The 17,643-nt window shown below is 43.4% G+C and carries 13 protein-coding genes; 7 read left to right on the top strand and 6 right to left on the bottom strand.

Annotation, left to right across the window (positions count from 1 at the left end):
* Nucleotides 1-125: 125 nt before the first annotated feature.
* Nucleotides 126-653 carry a DUF1836 domain-containing protein gene (locus tag FC51_RS10275; RefSeq protein WP_057909002.1) on the bottom strand — a complete coding sequence of 176 codons (528 nt, stop codon included), beginning with the start codon at nt 651-653 and terminating at the stop codon, nt 126-128.
* 315 nt (nt 654-968) lie between these two features.
* Nucleotides 969-3,338, bottom strand: a complete 2,370-nt coding sequence (locus FC51_RS10270; protein WP_057909003.1) for a cation-translocating P-type ATPase — start codon at nt 3,336-3,338, stop codon at nt 969-971.
* A gap of 173 nt (nt 3,339-3,511) precedes the next feature.
* On the opposite strand from FC51_RS10270, the gene FC51_RS10265 reads away from it, so the two are divergent.
* Nucleotides 3,512-4,351, top strand: coding sequence for an aldo/keto reductase (locus FC51_RS10265; RefSeq protein ID WP_057909004.1), 840 nt, complete (start codon nt 3,512-3,514; stop codon nt 4,349-4,351).
* 48 nt (nt 4,352-4,399) lie between these two features.
* The gene (locus FC51_RS10260) at nt 4,400-5,332 is read left to right on the top strand and encodes an AEC family transporter (protein WP_057909005.1); all 933 of its coding nucleotides are present in this window, start codon (nt 4,400-4,402) and stop codon (nt 5,330-5,332) included.
* A 124-nt stretch (nt 5,333-5,456) separates the two neighbouring features.
* On the opposite strand, the gene FC51_RS10255 is transcribed toward FC51_RS10260, so the two are convergent.
* Nucleotides 5,457-5,822 (bottom strand): hypothetical protein, encoded by a 366-nt coding sequence (locus FC51_RS10255; RefSeq protein WP_057911300.1) that lies wholly within the window; start codon nt 5,820-5,822, stop codon nt 5,457-5,459.
* A 203-nt stretch (nt 5,823-6,025) separates the two neighbouring features.
* On the opposite strand from FC51_RS10255, the gene FC51_RS10250 reads away from it, so the two are divergent.
* From FC51_RS10250 to nrdI, 3 genes are all read left to right on the top strand, one after another.
* The gene (locus tag FC51_RS10250; protein ID WP_057909007.1) at nt 6,026-7,414 is read left to right on the top strand and encodes a hemolysin family protein; all 1,389 of its coding nucleotides are present in this window, start codon (nt 6,026-6,028) and stop codon (nt 7,412-7,414) included.
* A gap of 106 nt (nt 7,415-7,520) precedes the next feature.
* Nucleotides 7,521-10,622, top strand: coding sequence for a YfhO family protein (locus tag FC51_RS10245; protein WP_057909008.1), 3,102 nt, complete (start codon nt 7,521-7,523; stop codon nt 10,620-10,622).
* A 90-nt stretch (nt 10,623-10,712) separates the two neighbouring features.
* Nucleotides 10,713-11,162 (top strand): class Ib ribonucleoside-diphosphate reductase assembly flavoprotein NrdI, encoded by a 450-nt coding sequence (gene nrdI / locus FC51_RS10240; protein ID WP_057909009.1) that lies wholly within the window; start codon nt 10,713-10,715, stop codon nt 11,160-11,162.
* Nucleotides 11,163-11,235: 73 nt separating this feature from the next.
* On the opposite strand, the gene FC51_RS10235 is transcribed toward nrdI, so the two are convergent.
* The 3 genes from FC51_RS10235 to FC51_RS10225 all read right to left on the bottom strand — a co-directional run bounded on the left by FC51_RS10235 (nt 11,236) and on the right by FC51_RS10225 (nt 13,990).
* Nucleotides 11,236-12,411, bottom strand: a complete 1,176-nt coding sequence (locus tag FC51_RS10235) for an MDR family MFS transporter (RefSeq protein ID WP_057909010.1) — start codon at nt 12,409-12,411, stop codon at nt 11,236-11,238.
* Nucleotides 12,412-12,503: 92 nt separating this feature from the next.
* A complete protein-coding gene (locus tag FC51_RS10230) occupies nt 12,504-13,115 on the bottom strand; it encodes a sugar O-acetyltransferase (protein WP_171031877.1) in 612 nt (203 codons plus the stop codon).
* A 137-nt stretch (nt 13,116-13,252) separates the two neighbouring features.
* Nucleotides 13,253-13,990 (bottom strand): Ig-like domain-containing protein, encoded by a 738-nt coding sequence (locus FC51_RS10225; protein ID WP_057909012.1) that lies wholly within the window; start codon nt 13,988-13,990, stop codon nt 13,253-13,255.
* 278 nt (nt 13,991-14,268) lie between these two features.
* Between FC51_RS10225 and zwf the strand changes: the two genes are divergently transcribed.
* Entirely contained in the window at nt 14,269-15,747 is a 1,479-nt protein-coding gene (gene zwf / locus FC51_RS10220; protein WP_057909013.1) for a glucose-6-phosphate dehydrogenase, read from the top strand.
* A gap of 323 nt (nt 15,748-16,070) precedes the next feature.
* Nucleotides 16,071-17,504 (top strand): NADP-dependent phosphogluconate dehydrogenase, encoded by a 1,434-nt coding sequence (gndA, locus tag FC51_RS10215; protein WP_057909014.1) that lies wholly within the window; start codon nt 16,071-16,073, stop codon nt 17,502-17,504.
* The last annotated feature ends 139 nt before the right edge of the window (nt 17,505-17,643 follow it).

Here is a 17,643-nt window from a genome sequence, read left to right as displayed (position 1 = left end):
TTTTTTGTAAGCGATTGCAGGCTGATGTAGCAGCAAACAAAATAAAAAGGACTTGTTAAACAAGCCCTTTTTATATGAAAGCGGTTCCATTATTTATATGTGAATCATTTCACGACATTCAACTTTTACTTGGTGATTTTAGTCAACGGCTTTTGAATGATCTGCAGGAGCTTTTCTGACTGAATCCGGTCAATAATGACGTTAACGGCCACCTGCATGAATTTGTCATTTAGATTTTTCTCTTCCAGTGCCCGGCTGTTTCGGCTGTCCATATTCTTAAATGAAAATAATAAGCGTTTGATGAACGTGTCGTAGGCCTGCTGCGGATAAATGTTGGCGGTGACCTGATCGATGCCGTGGCGAATTGTCTCTAGCGAAAATGCTGGTTTAAGCAAGCTAATCAAAATCACGTCGGCCACCTGCATGGTTTGATACTTTTTCTTAACCGGCGCCATGATCGCCTTATTTTTAACGTAATTATTGATCATCGCAGGAGTGACTCTATCAATCCCAATGGGCCCCAGCGTCTCGTTAACCAGAGCGACGAGTTGATCCATGTACAATTCAAATTTGGGTAAATCTGCCCACAGTGGCAACTCCACCATTTTGAGCTTTTGCTCCCACTGTTCGTATTGTTCTTCGTTATTGTTCATGTTATCACTCCTTTGTATCTATTATACCACGTTATCTAGTGTGAGGGTCTAGATGAAATCTAGAGTGTGACGAGCAACGGGTGATGCGGTGTGTAAGGGAAAAATGATTGAAATCCCGAATTTGGATTTAAATCATTTTTTTCTTACACGTTAGCATCAGTTGCGTCGTCCACAGGACTAGACGCTGCACTATGTTTACGGTCGTCGGAACACGTTTTTCGACTATAGACAATCCAACCTCAACCCCCTCTCCAAAACCCACGACCAAAAAAACGACCCGAACCACCCGTCCAAGTCGTTAAAACCTTCATTCAATTATTTCACACTGGCCTGTCGCTTTTTCTCTCGCCGATCCAATACTCGAGCAATCACACCCTGCATAAAAATATACAACGGATAAGCGGTCGCAATCAGTGGGACTGCGTAAAGCCAGATATCCTTATTGAAGAAAGAGACCAATGAAAAGACGTTATTAAAGAAAATGATGATCAATAAAAACGCCGCTAGTACCAAGACGTCCATGCCAATTTTTAGCCGGTTCATCGGTCTTGAAACCATCAAAAGTGCCAACCAGCAGATTGCGCCAGTCAAAAGAACACACAGTGTCGAGGTGAACTCGTATTTTAATCCAAAGACCAAACCAATGACTTCAATTATCATGATATAGCCAACAATGCAGACTGCTGCAGGCGTCGAAATAACCAGCACCTGTTTCATAAACTGATTGGTAATTTTATTAAAGTTGGGTTCCAACGCCAAGAAGAACGATGGAATTCCCACCATCAACGACGTAATTGGTGTCAATTGGATGGGTTCAAATGGATAACCCATCGCAAAGAAAACAAAGATAAACGAGAGGGCAACCGAATACATGGTCTTAATTAGATACATTGACGCAACCCGCTCGATGTTATTGATAACCCGACGTCCTTCTTTCAAAACGTCGATCATGGCATCAAAGTTGGAATTGATTAAAACAAAATCAGCGATACTTTTAGTACTTTCACTTCCAGAAGCCATGGCAATCCCACAGTCAGCTTGTCGCAGCGCCAACAAATCATTAACCCCGTCTCCAGTCATTGCGACCGTGTGCTTCCGTTCTTGAAGCCCACTAATCAGCCGCTTCTTTTGGTCAGGTGTAACACGACCAAAGACAGTGTTTTGAGCCGCAATCTCGCCGAAATCATCATCATCTTGAACGGTGGTCATATCAATACTGTTTTGCGCGCGATTAATTCCAGCCTGAGTGGCAATTGTTGAGACTGTCGTCGGGTCATCTCCTGAAATCACCTTAATGTCGACATCTTGATTGTGGAAATATTGGAACGTGTTCGCCGCATTAGGTCGAATCACATCTGAAATTAAAATAAGGCCAATCAGTTTTGGTGAATTAAGCGGCTTTCTGGGATCCAGATTATCCACCTGGGCAACTGCCAGCACCCGGTAACCTAACTCGGCGTTCTGGGTAATTTGGGCCCGAACTGACGGAGACAATTCTTTAAAGATAAATTGCGGCGCGCCAAACACATAGTCGTGACCGTCGCTAAATCCGACGCCACTCCACTTTCTTTCTGATGAAAACGGGATAATCTTTTCGGTTTTAAGTTGTGGATCGTCAATCGCGTCTTTGATTGCGTTGGCCGTTTCGTTGCCGTCACCTGTCCCATAAGTGATTCCGGCGACAACTTTTTCAACTTCGGCAGCCGGGACATCCTTCATCATCGGAATGGCTTTGACGAACTTCAAGTCGCCGCTGGTAATTGTCCCCGTCTTATCCAGACAAATCACGTCAACCCGAGCTAATGTTTCAATAGCGGGCAAATCTCTAACCAAGGTCTTTTTTCGGGCCAAATGCATAGCAGAAACGGCCAGTGTCATGGATGTTAACAACACCAAGCCTTCCGGAATCATCCCAATCATGGCAGCTGCCGAGCCTAAAATCGCCCGGTTAATTCCAGTTCCACCATATAATTTGGCAACAAATAAGATAATCCCCAAAGGAATAATGACGTAGGTCAACACCTTAATGATTCGGTTAATGGTGTTCAGCAGAATACTTGACGTATCTTTGCCCTGTTTAGCTTCATTGGATAAATGGTTAACAAACGTATCCGCGCCGACCTTTGTGACCAGCATTTTACCTGACCCGCCAATTAAATAAGTCCCGGATGTCAACGGATCACCAATCGCTTTTGAGATCGTTGACGACTCACCGGTAATCGGCGACTCGTCGACTTCGATTCCCCGTGAGCGAACAACTTCACCATCGACCGGGATTTGGTCGCCACGCCCCAACTGAATGATATCGCCCAAGACAATGTCTTCTGGCCGCAGCTGGACATCTTCGCCATTTCGAACCACATTAATTTTACCTTCGGCCAGCAGCACCATTTTGTCGACTTGGCGTTTCGACCGGATTTCTTGAATGATTCCAATTGCGGTGTTAAAAAAGGCAATCCCCAAAAATAGCAGGTTTTTGTAGCTGCCAGTATAAAAGACTAACGCTCCAAGAACCACGTTAATTAAATTAAAGAGCGTAAAAATATTATCCCGCAAGATCTCTCGCACGCTTCGTGTCAGGGATTGCTCCGCGGTATTTTTATGACCACTCTTAATTTGGGCCTGAACTTGCGCATCAGTCAGCCCAAAATCGGGATTCACGTTGGAAATGTTGCCATCTGCCATCAGTTAACACCTCACTTACGACAATTGTACAAAATATACCGGAAAAATCACATTGATTTGTGTTACCAATCCCAATTTTATACGATTCTTATTGATTTTAACTAAAATTCAAACGATTTTATCAACACGGCATATGCTAAAATGGATCTAAATAACTCCGAGGGGGTACCGAAATGTTTCAAGTAGATAAGAGTACTTATAAATTGGCGGATGGCCACGAGATGCCGATGATGGGATTTGGCACCTACAAATTGGACAATCCCGACCTGATGAACAAAACCATTGCGACGGCCTACGAAAGCGGCTACCGAATGTTCGACACCGCTCAATACTATCGCAACGAAAAAATGCTGGGTGACGCCATTCGAAACGTTGCCAACCGTGACGATGTCTTCATTATCGACAAAGTCACCGAGATGAACCAGGGCCACGATCTCACCATTAATAGTACCGATTTTTCCCTGCAGCAGTTAGGGACCGATTACGTTGACCTGCTATTGGTCCACTGGCCGGTTGCCGAACACTTTTTTGAGACTTGGCATGCCTTAGAGGAACTTAAGAAACAGGGAAAAGCCAAATCAATTGGGGTCAGCAACTTTACGCAATCTCAACTGGAACTGTTAAAAACCCAGGCAGATGAAATGCCGGTGGTCAACCAGATCGAAACTCATCCTTATTTGACCCAACAACCAATGATTGCGTTTGACAAAAAAATGTCAATCGTCACTCAGGCTTGGAGTCCATTAGGCAGAGGTGCCGTCTTAGACAACCCGATGCTTGCAAAAATGGCCAAACATCACGGTAAAACGCCAGCACAAATCATCCTAAGATGGGACATTCAAAGAGGCATCTCCATTATTCCAAAGTCGCAAACGCCAGAGAGAATTAAAGAAAATACCGAGTTGGACTTTGAATTGAGTGATGACGAAATGAGTATGCTTAACGTCATGAACAAGTTCCAACGGACTGGAAATGAGCCTGAGCTCGTGTATGAATTGGGCAAGCAGTACTAAAAGCAACGGCATAGGCTAAAACTAATTGATTTTGAAGGGAGTGACCCTATGGACCTAGGACAACTAACCAGCCAAATTGTTTTGATGTTTGTTCTCATGCTAATCGGTGTTCTGATTAATAAGCTGGGGTTCATGCATCCCCAAACATCAAATGACCTGACAAATATTTTATTGTATATCGTCTCACCCTGCCTCATCATTGGGGCATTTGAGCGATCTTATTCTCCAAGTCGTCTGAAACAATTGATGCTGGTCGTAATCGGTATCGTTGTTTTTTACATAATTGAAATTATTGTCGCCAAATTTACGTTTGGCCGATTAAGTAACATTAACCTCCAAAGAATTACCCAGTATGGCAGCATCTATTCAAATGCCGGCTTCATGGGCATCCCGCTAACCAGTGCCCTTTTTGGCAACACCGGCGTTTTCTTCGCAGTGGCGTCCTTGGCCGGATTCAACGTATTTAGCTGGACCCACGGCGTTTCTTTGTTTAAGAATCCCAAGCAAACCACCGATCACTGGCAAAATTTCCGTGAGATTATCATGAATCCAAATATTATTGCCATTTTTCTAGGATTATTGATTTTTCTGGTTTCGTTTCACATGCCAGCCCCCGTTGATCGGGTCATCCACTACGTCAGTTCAATCAATACGCCATTGTCGATGATTGTCATCGGCAATAGTCTGGGCAACATTCGCATCAGCCGGCAATTAATCGACTGGCACTTGTGGCTGGCACTTTTCTTCAGAAATCTATTATTCCCAATTTTGTCAATTTTCGTTCTTCAAGCACTGGGTGTCTCCGGGGTCGCGCTTTATACAACCGTCCTCATGGCAGCTTGCCCCGCAGCAGGATTAGTCGTTTTATTCACGCTGCAGGCCTATGGCGATACCAGTCCGGCAGTCGCACTGATGAGCCTGTCAACGATTTTGAGCTTGGCGACAATTCCGCTGGTGTTTGCGCTGATGATGGCACTTTAAAATAAATCAAAAAACAGGGTAAAAGACCAACCACCAAAGTGGTCGTCTTTTATCCTGTTTATTCTTGGCAATGCCCGCAATCTTAACTGGATTGTTTGATCGCCAATGTTCAACTGTCTAAGGATTAACGGACAATTTTTTCATCCAAGACTTCTGCCAGCTTCTTTAAAGCTTCGTCACGAGTCTTAAGCACATCCATGTTCCAAATGATTGTGTCAATGTCGCCACCAGCATAGTCAAATTTTTCATAATAGATGTAAGGATCTTTGTCACTGTTCTTAAATACGCCATCAATTTTTTGGGCGAATCCCTTTGACCAGTCATCGTCATCCATTTCTGGAATATCTTTTTTGGTGACATAACCCTTTTCATTAATCAGATCAACTGCTTTTTTAATTTGTTCGTCGGTGTATTTGAGGTCTTTATCATTATATCGCTCTTCAGCATCGGCTTTCTTTTCGGCAGCACTTTCTCTTACCTTCTCAGCCATGATAACATCCCCTTTATTTTGATCTACCTTAATGCTAGCACTGATTTGCATGAAAAGTTAAGAAAAAAGCCTGCTGAATGGACGAATAATTTCAAATGACTTAAAAAATCTCTTGTACCGGCGTATAATTAGTTGTAATCTGAAGTTTACAGATTCAGGTTATTTTTTAACTCTAGACCATTTTTGAAATGAGGAATTGAATTTTGGACGATAGCCAGATACTGACTAATCTAATTATTGTTATAGTAACGTTTTTCTTTGCGGCATTCTTTGTGGCCAGCGAATTTGCATTAGTTCAAACTCGTGCCAGTGCCCTTGAGGAAAGAAAGAAAAATCTTGAGGAAGCTAAGGGTAAAAATACCAAGGGAAGCAAAAAGCTGAACCGGGAAATTCACATGGTCACCAACTTAAATGAATATCTCTCAACGACTCAAGTTGGTGTCAGCCTTGCGGGAATTATTTTAGGTTATCTTGGTGAGTCTTTTGTGGTAACGATTCTAGTGGACGTCATGGAGATTCACAATTCTCCAATCGATCCGACAGCCGCCCATGCAGTCGGGGCCGTGCTTGGAATTATCATTCTGACGTATTTGGAAGTTGTTTTAACTGAAATCGTCCCTAAAAACATCAGTATTGATATGCCCATGCAAGTGTTGTCGTTTATCAGCACACCATTGCACTATTTTCACGTGATCTTCTACCCGTTCGTATGGCTGCTCAACATTTCAGCTAACGGAATCGTCAAGATGATGGGCCTAAAGGTAGCTAATGAAAATGATGAGTCGTTCTCACAGGCTGAAATCCTCAATTTGTCAAGAAACGCCGTTAAGAGTGGTGCCTTGGAACAAAACGACTATTTGTACATGCAGCGAGCCTTCCAGTTAAACGACAAGGTTGCCAAAGATATCATGATTGACCGAACCCAACTGGTGGTCATTGATATCACCACCACTGTGAAGGAAGCCGTTCAGGTTTACTTGCAGCAGAAGTTCAGCCGTCTTCCGGTTGTGGCTGATAATAATAAGGACAAGATCCTTGGGTATGTCTATAATTACGACTTGATTCGCCAATCACAAGTCGACCCCACCATCAAGATTGATCGCTTGCTTCGGGACATTTCAACGACGCCAGAAATGACGCCAATCACTGATGTGCTCCATCAGATGATTAAGAAGCGAACCCCAATCGTTGTAGTTGTTGACGAATATGGTGGTACCTCTGGAATTATCACTGATAAAGATATTTATGAAGAGTTGTTTGGGACTGTTCGAGATGAAATCGACCCATCAATTACCGATTATATCTTCAAACAGCCAAACGGTACTTTCCAAGTCAACGGTAAGTTAACCACTCATGATTTTGAGCGCTACTTTGACGCTGACTTCCCAGAATTCACTAATTCCGATGCCGTGACGTTAGCCGGATATTTCTTGGACAATTATCCCGCCATCAAAGCCGGCGATGTGATTTCCTTTGAAAACTTTGATTTTAAAATCGTTGATTACGAAAACTCGTTCATCAATTGGTTCGAGGTGACCAAGCATAAAGCGGTCCCACACAACGATGACGATCAAGACGATTCATCAAATTAATTTTTGAAACTTCAATAAGACTGTGACAAGACATTTGTTTTGGAAACAGTCTTTTTACATATTAGGACAAGTTTAACGTTATAAAGATTTAAGGAGGATCCAACAAGTGAAAAAGCTATGGCAAAAAACACCAGCTTGGATCACATATACGGTGTTATTCACCGCTTTGATTTGTGTTTTAGTCGGTTGCTTATTCTTAACAGGACGATCAATGATTTGGGAACTGGACGGAATGGCTCAGCATTACCCCATCTTACTTCAGCTCAGGCACATGATTGTTTCCTTTTTGAAAAATCCGAGTGGTGGCTTTACCCACTGGGCTTGGAACATCAGTCTGGGGTCGGATCAATTGACCAACCTCGCCTATTACGTCATTGGCGATCCGTTTAATTACCTGGTGGTGTTATTTCCAAAGAGTCAAATTGAAAATGTCTTCGCATTCCTGGTATTTTTGCGGATGTATTTCTCTGGCTTGGCATTCATGCTTTTTTCATCCAGCTACCATTTCAAGAAAATCAGCCGGGTGATTGGGGCGATCGCATATGCATTTAGCGGTTACGCCTTAGCAACTGCACTGCACCACCCATTCTTTATCCTGCCATTGATCTTTTATCCATTACTCTGTTACGGAATTGACCGCGTTCTTCACAATAAGTCGTGGTTGCCGCTGATCTTTGCTGTCTTTTTGGTATTCTTAAGTAACTTTTATTTTGCCTGGATTTTGGGCTTAGGCTCTGTTGCTTACGTGATCATCAGAATGCTCAGCATGTGGAAACGGCCAAATTTTGAGCCGCTCATTTCATTTGGTAAACTGATAATTTCGGCGGTTATCGGACTCGGTATGGCAGCAATTGTTTTCATTCCGACCATTATCTTGGCAACCGGATCAACGCGAATTACTGACAACTTTGCCAACGGGATGACGCTCTTCCCATTGCAATATTACCTGGATATTCCAAGCGCTATTCTGCCAACGGGGCGCGCAATGAATTTCTGGTTGGTGATTGGCATTTCCGGATTGTCGTTTCTGGGACTGGTCTACATGCTGCGGCACTTTAAGCGTTACTTCTGGCCCAACGTGGCGTTAATCACCATGTTGGTGGGGATTCTGCTACCAGCCGTCGGCGCGGTTATGAACGCCATTTCGACGCCTTCAAACCGGTGGGTCTTTCTGGTTACCATCCTGTTTGGCTTCGCGACCATGATCTTCGTTGACCACATTGGCAGCTTTACGAAAAACGATGTGGCCTGGTTTGCAGGAGCTTCAATCGGCTTAATTACGTTGGTCTGGGTTTTTGGTGGCTTCTTAATGGATCTGCAGCCCCATGACTTTGTGGTTTATGGCTTCTTATTGTTAACCCTGATTGCGGTACTGGGCAGCCTAATCTTCAACTGGTCTCAAGCAACCAAACTCACATTGATTTCAACGATCTTTTTGCTGAACATATCAGCCAATATCATCGGCATTTACAGTCCCCACTCAAGTAAGCTAGCACTGCAACAGTTAAACCGTGGCTTAGCAACTCGTTTTAGTCAGGATTACTTTAACGGTGCTCAAAAATATTTGGATAAATTGCCTGGATTTTTCCGTGTCTCAATGGGGCCAAAGTACCATTACAATACCCACATTCAAAACCTTGCCAATTACTCAAATACTAATACCGACTTTCCCATCAATAGTGGCTTAAACGACACATCTGTTTACCTAACTCTTCAAAACGGCTATCTTGGTAAATTCTCTCAATCCGTTGGCAACAGCCAATTTTCGATGAATACGCCAATTGCTCAGGGAGATTATCGAACTGCCTTTAATAACCTGCTTGGGGTTAAATATATGTTTGCCAAGGCCAACACTAAGAATCCGCCAGTCATGCCATACGGGTATAAGCCCGTTCGTGATAAGAATGGCGACATTAAGGTCTTTCCTGCCAAGGCTCGGACTAACGCCGTTCAGGCAATTGAAAATATGTATGGCACCACTATTTACAAGTCAAACGATGCCCTTCCGTTGATCTATACCCAATCAAAGACAGTTTCACCCACTACCTATAATCAATTGAGCAAAGTCGACCGTGAACGCGTCATGACCCAAGGCGCGGTGGTCAACTCAACCAAGGAAAATACCCACCCACTGAAATATACCTCACCAAGTAAAAATATCGGTTACCAAGTTAAAATGGACACGTCAAAAATCGTCTACAACGGCCGTCAATTGACCAAATATCGTCTGGGAATTATCAACAAATCCAACTCAGATAAGTTGGTTGACCAACCCCACGAACAAGTCAGCTTGGGTGCTAACTTGCAGCGGACAAAGGATCTTTTGGCTGCCAACCGGTCAATTATTGAAACTAACCATTACAAGAACATCAATGGTCTTCGAGAAATGACGTCTGACGTCACCGGTAACCCAATTGATTACACCCTTCACGTTAAGCAGCCAAAAAAGACTAAGAACACTGAATTGTTCTTGGTACTCTCTGGCATCCAGCAACAAGACGGCACACCTGCCCAACGCCGACAGTGGATGGCTAACCAGTTCCTATTACAAAATAAGCTGTATTCCAGAATGGGTAAGATGGACACCTACAGACAAAGTATTCTAAAGCCAACTTTTGGCGGCTATATGTTTAGCGCATTTGCCAAGGATTATCAAAATGGTTACAACCAATACGATAACAATAACCTATCCAATTATCGGCAGATTCACAGCATCGTTTTGAACTTAGGCTACTCCACGCATCAACGGAAGAACATCGACCTCAAATTCAACCAGGTTAAAAACATCAAGTTCAAGTCAGCCAAGCTGATTGCGATGCCATACGGGAAGTCCTATGACACCCAGATGCAAAAGCTCAAGGCAACAAAGCCTGCCAATTTAAAGGTTAACGGCAATCATGTCAGCGGCACCACCAGCAACGTCAACTCAACGACGATGGTGACCTCCATTCCATATTCAACTGGCTGGAAGTTAACCATTGATGGCCAGTCTGCCAAAACATTTGTCGTCAATAAGGGCTTTGTCGGGGCGAACCTGCCTGCTGGAACCCACCAAATCAAGCTCAACTACACCACACCGGGAATTAAGGTCGGCAAGCTCATCTCAGCAGTTAGTTGGCTTGTCTTCATCATCTTAATTGGCTTTGGGTTATTCACAAGATTCATCCCCAAAAAAGCCGAACCCAAACACGGCCACATGAAAACGTAAAATTGAGGTTGCTTCCACCGCCGACAATCGGTAGAGTGATAAGTAGTTAAGAAATCACAGATCATCATCAAACCATATAGGAGGCCCATTTTGAGTCCGATTAAAATCTTATTTATTTCCATTGAGGGAAATACCCGCTCATTTGTTAAAAATCTTGCCAGCTACGCAACCGGCATGCACGATCAAGACCCCGCAAACCCACTGGTTGAGTCTAAAGAAATCAGTGAGCAGACTGATTTCGCCGATGAAAGCGACCCATACTTTGCGTTTGTTCCTACCTATTTGAACGGTGGCAACGGAATTGATAATGGCGTGACGGAGCTGATGACCAACGCCTTGGGCGAATACATTGCCTATGACAAGAACGCTGAGCTTTGCCACGGCATCATCGGCAGCGGTAACAAAAACTTTAACGAACAGTATTGTTTAACTGCCAAACGCTACGCCTCCCAATTTAACGTCCCATTTCTAGCGGACTACGAACTGCGGGGAACAGGCCGAGACGTGGAACGAATTTACAAGTTATTAGCCGAAAGCTAATTCGCATTAAACAAATAGGGAGCTGAAACAAAACGCGTGTTTTGTTTCAGCTCCCTTATTTAGTTAACAAATGTTATTTTGTCATCATCAGCACTCGGCGTTTATTCATCGCCCAAAGAATGACCGCAAATATAATAATCAATCCAGCAGCAAGTGAGAACAGCTCCCGGTATGAAGCATAATCCAGCACAATTCCACCAATCAGTGGTCCTACCGCTCGCCCACAGGACATAAACAGGTTGTAGAGGCCTTGGAACTTGCCCCGCTGTTGCGGTGTTGACAGGCTGTCAATCCAAGCCGGAATTCCAGGGAAACCGATCATCTCACCAATGGTCGTGACGACCATGACCATCACAAACGCTGAATAGTCACGGGCAAAAATCAGCCAGATAAATGATGCGGCAAAGATGAACACACCGACATAGGTTTGCGTACTCAACTTGAAATGAGTCCCAATTCGATTCACAAATGGCTGGCCGATCACGATCATCAGGCCATTTAAAGTCCACAGCAGGCTATAGTTTTCAAATGGGATATGAAGGTTAGTCATGTGAACGGGAATCACGCTCTCCCAAAGTGCGTATGCTAGGTAAACTGCAAGGACGACACCACAAATCGAGAGGATCATCCCACCGACATTTGTTTCTACTGGGGCGCCAGGTGTAACTGGCTTGCTAGGTGCCCTGCGATCAACTTTGACATTGAATTCGATTATCGTAATGATCATCAGTGCTGCATAAAAGACCGAGGTCGCAATAAAGACCAAGGTGACACCATGCTTGAGTAAAAAACCGACCATCAGTGTCCCAATCACAATCCCGACGTTTTGACCAATGTACAAAACGTTAAATATCGATCTGGTCGAACGGGTCTTAATGCTGGCCGCATAAGAATTCAGCAACGTCATACAAGCACCGTCGCCGAAGCCCACAAACAGCAGCATAATTGAAAATATCGGCCATCCATGGAAAAAGATTAACGTGACGATCGCAGAAGTTGAAATCAACGCACTGATAATCGTTGTCTTGTACGGAGACCAGTGATCAAACAGATAGCCGCCAAGGTAGTTCCCCAACATCATGAAACATGACATTGCCAACAGCGTCAGCCCTGCGAGGGTCAACGTTTTATGTAAATAGTTGTGCAGATACACCGTGACAAGCGGCCACATGAATGCCGCACCGGCGTTTAAGACCAGGGAATACACAATGACGGAGTTAAATCGAATTTCGCTTCGTTGTTTAATCAATTAATCAGTCCCTTCTAAGTGAGTTATCCAAAATTTCTCTAGCACTATTTTCGCATACTATCGGCCAAAACAACATTGTTATCAAAGATAATCTAAAACAATTCTTTTTTCAATCGGATATCGTCTTGATCAGTTATTTGCCGAATCACTTTGCACGGATTGCCAACTGCCAACGAATTGGCCGGAATATCTCGTGTAACAACGCTGCCGGCACCAATCACGCTGCCATTTCCGATGGTCACCCCGCCAATCACCGTGACGTTGCTGGCAAGCCAGCAGTTGCTTTCAATCGTAATTGGCTTGGCATATTCTTTCCCCGGCAGCGAATTATCAGCGACAAAATTGCGGTCTTGATATTTGAGCGGGTGCATCGGTGTCACCAACGTCACATTAGGCCCAAACATGACATTATCGCCAATCGTAACTCGGCCGGTATCCAGCACCATAATGTTGGTATTGCCATAAAAGTGCTCACCAATGGTCGTATGATCCCCATAGTCAAAAAAGATTGGTCCTTGAAAATAGATATGCTCAGAAGCATCGGGCAACAACTGCCGAAGAATCTCGGCACGCCTTTCATGTTCATCATCAAAAGTATCGCTATACATCTTCGATAACCGGTGAGCCAGGTGCTGTCGTTTCATAAGTACCGGGTCTCTGGGATCCGTCAGCTTTCCTGCCAACATTCGTTGTGTTTCATCCATCATCACGCCTCCCAAACGTCAAACAATCTCAATTTATCATATCATATTTAGCCCCTGATTCGCGGGGGCTTTGACGGCAAAAAAAGCCGGTGTAAAAAGTCAATCGACCTTTTACACCGGCTGTCTAATCATCAAATTTATTTTACCAAAGCAAACTTATAATAGTGAAGTGGTGTGTTGTCATACTGCACTTTGATTGCATGGTTGGCTTTGTTGACAATGATGAAGTGTGTGTTGTCAGTAAATCTCAAATAGAACTTGTGGTAAGTCTTAGCGCCGCGTTCGCGGTAAGTGATTCCCCAGAACGTCTTGCTGTAGGTGGTTACCTTGTAACTTGCCCAATTGATTAATTTCTTTTGGAATTTACCGTTCTTGTAGAGGCCTTGGTTTAAGCCGCTCTTTTGGCTGAAGTTGGTCACAACGCTATAACCGTTGTTGTTACCAGATTGCCAACGACCAGTTGGTTCAGAAATCTTAATCTTGCTACTTGAAGATTTTGAACTGCTTGAAGTTGTTGTCGTTGTAGTTGTAGTTGTGGCAGACTTTGGTGTCTTCACAGTCATAATTCGATAAAAGTATGACGTTGCTGATTTGCGGGCATAAACGTAAAGCTTTTGGTTGGCTTTAACGCTTGTGTGCAGTTCGGCACTGAATTTACCGGTCGTACTGTCAGCTTTCGTGCTGGCAATGGTTGTTTTGTTGGTGTTCCGAACGATAATTGACACACCTTTGGTAGCAGTACCGGTAACCGCCTTTGATGTGGTGTAAACATTATTGACTGATAATGACGGAGAACTTGCGGATGCGTTGACACTGAACCCGATTAAAAATGATGCCAGGACAGCGAAGAACGCGATAAACTTAAATTTCTTCATTAATATTGCTCCTAACCTTTATTTTGCAAGACTTATTATAAATGATTATCGCTATAAAAGCCGACAAAACGGCATTCATTTATGCTTTTCTTAAGAAAGGTGTCACGGAATAGTCATACAATTTAGCTGTCCAATTATGAAAACGATATGCCTGTAAATTTTATTCATTTACATTTGTAATTCGCTTTTGTTAGACTCTTATGTGTTATATAATGTGGAAGAACTGGTATAGACATATACCAAATTACTTAGTTAATTTTTTGATAGGAGTGAACATTTTGCCAACTGAAAGACGTTCTTTGATTATGCTCTTTGGAGCAACTGGTGACCTTGCCACTCGTAAACTTTATCCTGCAATGTTAAAGCTTTTCGAGAAGGGAAACATCCGTGATCACTTTGCTGTGATTGGGACTTCCCGTTACAAGTTTGATGATGAAAAGTTCCGTGAGATGGTTTCAAAATCCGTTTCTAAGGAATCTACCAATAAAAAGCAAATTGCTGATTTTGTGAGCCATTTCTACTTTGTGACTCATGATGTAACTGATCTTGAACACTATTCTGTTCTAAAAGATAAAGCAAATGAACTGGACAAGAAGTACCAATTGAATGGGAATCGTGTATTCTACATTTCAATGGCACCCAACTTCTTCGGAACAGTTGCCAAGAACCTCAAAGCACAGCACCTTCTTTCAGAAGGCAATGGATTTAACCGCCTTGTCATTGAAAAGCCATTCGGACGTGATTTCGAATCCGCAAAACAATTGAACGACGACTTAAGTGCTGCGTTTGAAGAAAACCAAATTTTCCGAATCGACCACTACTTAGGTAAGGAAATGATCCAAAACATCGAAGCAATTCGTTTTGGAAACACGATTTTCGAAGCCCTGTGGAACAACCGTTATATCGACAATATTCAAGTTACCCTGGCTGAAAAGCTTGGCGTTGAAGAACGTGCCGGTTACTACGACAACTCAGGTGCTTTGCGTGATATGGTTCAAAACCACATTATGCAGATTGTCAGTTTGCTGGCAATGGAACAACCGGTTGCCTTTAAGGATACCGATATCCGTGCTGAAAAAGTTAAGGCATTACGTAGTCTCCGTGTTTACAACGTTGCTGAAGCATCAAGCAACTTTGTCCGCGGCCAATACGCTGCCGTTGGTAACGACAAAGAATACCGTGAAGAAGACGGTGTTCCAAAGGATTCAAACACTGAAACCTTCGTTGCCGGTAAATTAATGTTTGATAACTATCGTTGGTCAGGCACACCATTCTACATCAGAACTGGTAAGAAGCTGGCTGATAAGTTTACCCGTGTTGACGTTGTCTTTAAGAAGCCGTTGGTTGATATCTTCGCCTTCCCACAAAGCGGCAGCACCCCACTGAACGCCAACGTTTTGACCATCTTCATTGAGCCTAACCAAGGCTTCTCACTGATGGTCAACGCTAAGAACAGCGAACAAGGATTCCACACTGAACCCGTTCAGTTGCAATACCTTGAAGATTCAAAGAGAACCAAGGAAACTCCACAACCTTACGAACGTTTAATCCACGACGTTTTAAAGGGCGACGGGACAAACTTTGCCAGCTGGCCAGAAGTTGCCAACGCATGGAAGTTTGTTGATCAAATCCGCCGTGTATGGGATATTCAACAACCAATGTTCCCTAACTACATTCCTGGCTCAATGGGTCCAGTATCTGCTGATGAGTTACTTGCCCGTGATCACCGTGAATGGGTATTTAAATTAAACAAATAGGTTCACCCTCAAAAATGGTCAAAGCAGTTTTGCTTTGACCATTTTTTTGTTGCATATTCTGTTGGCCATGTTTGAAAATAATTACCATTTTGCTGAAAATGATCCTTGTAACCTTCTTGAAAACTCTATTTCTAATTAGCCAGCAATCAGGCGATGCCGATTCCACAACGTGAAAGCGTTTCCTAAAAAATGACGATTCATTTTCACAATCTCTTTTTCAAGGAATTAAGTTTACCGTTCTAACAGGTTTTTGTTTCACTTTCTTCTTGTGAGATGGTACACTAAGCGTGTAGTAATTCTTAAAAGAAAAGGATGGTTTTGAAATGTCTGATCAAAAAGCAAACATCGGTGTTGTAGGTATGGCTGTTATGGGCAAGAACTTAGCCCTTAACATTGAAAGTCGCGGTTACACTGTTGGTATTTTCAACAGAACTGGCGCAAAGACCGAAGAAGTTATGAAGGATCACGGCGACAAGAAGTTGGTTCCAAGTTACAAGATTGAAGATTTTGTGAACTCACTTGAAACACCTCGTCGAATCATCTTGATGGTTAAGGCTGGAAAGCCAACTGACGCTGTCATTGACGAATTACTGCCACTCCTTGATAAGGGCGATGTCCTTATCGATGGTGGTAACACAAACTTCCACGATACAATGGCTCGAAATGCCAAGTTGGATAAGTCCGGTATTAACTTTATCGGCATGGGTGTTTCCGGTGGTGAATTAGGTGCTCTTCAAGGCCCATCACTGATGCCAGGTGGTCAAAAAGAAGCTTATGATTTGGTTGAACCAATTTTAACCAAGATTGCCGCAAAGGCACCTGCTGACGGCGAGCCATGTGTCACTTACATCGGCCCGAATGGTGCTGGTCACTATGTTAAGATGGTCCACAACGGAATCGAATATGGTGATGAAGAGTTAATTGACGAAAGTTACAACATTTTAAGAAACCTTGCCGGCTACTCAGTTGATGAATTAGCTGACATCTTCAAGGATTGGAACAAGGGTGAACTCGACAGTTACTTAATCGAAATCACTGCTGATATTTTGACTCATAAAGATGATATTGGCGACGATAAGAGCAAGCCAATCGTTGATATGATTTTGGACCGTGGTGCCAACAAAGGAACTGGTAAGTGGAGCTCACAAGATGCCCTTGAAATTGGGATCGATCAATCAGTTATCACTGAAGCCGTTTACGCACGATTCATTTCAATGTTCAAGAAGGACCGGGTTGCTGCATCTAAAGTTCTTCCAAAGCCTAAAGCTGACATTGATTTCGACAAGAAAGAAATTGTTGAAAAGGTTCGTGAAGCCCTCTACTTTGGTAAGGTTATGAGTTACGCTCAAGGATTTGACCAATTAAAGGCTGCTTCAGATCAATATGACTGGAACATTAAGTTAGGTGAAATGGCTAAGATTTGGCGCGCCGGATGTATCATTCGTGCACGATTCCTGCAAAACATTACGGATGCCTATGATAAGAATCCAGAGTTGCAAAACTTGCTGTTGGATCCTTACTTCACTGACATCTGCAAGAAGTATCAAGAATCAGCACGTGATGTTGTCGCATTGGCAACGAAGGCCGGCGTCCCAGTACCATCATTGGCCGCAGCCGTATCATACTACGATTCATATCGTTCAGAAGTTGTCCCAGCAAACTTGCTCCAAGCACAACGTGACTACTTCGGTGCCCACACGTACGAACGTGTAGACCGCCCAGGAAGCTTCCATTATACTTGGTATGAAGAACAATAGTGAGCGACGAAACCCGGGTTGATCCCGGAGCATAAGTTAGAAAAATCATTGATGAACGGTTCTTGTTCATCGATGATTTTTTTGACTTATGCAGAAGGGATCAGGGTTATCGGAGCTGTCCTCAAAGGCAGCCTAACCC

Source organism: Lentilactobacillus parabuchneri DSM 5707 = NBRC 107865, assembly GCF_001435315.1.
GTDB classification, from domain to species: Bacteria; Bacillota; Bacilli; order Lactobacillales; family Lactobacillaceae; genus Lentilactobacillus; species Lentilactobacillus parabuchneri.
This window is presented reverse-complemented; position numbering and strand designations above follow the sequence as displayed.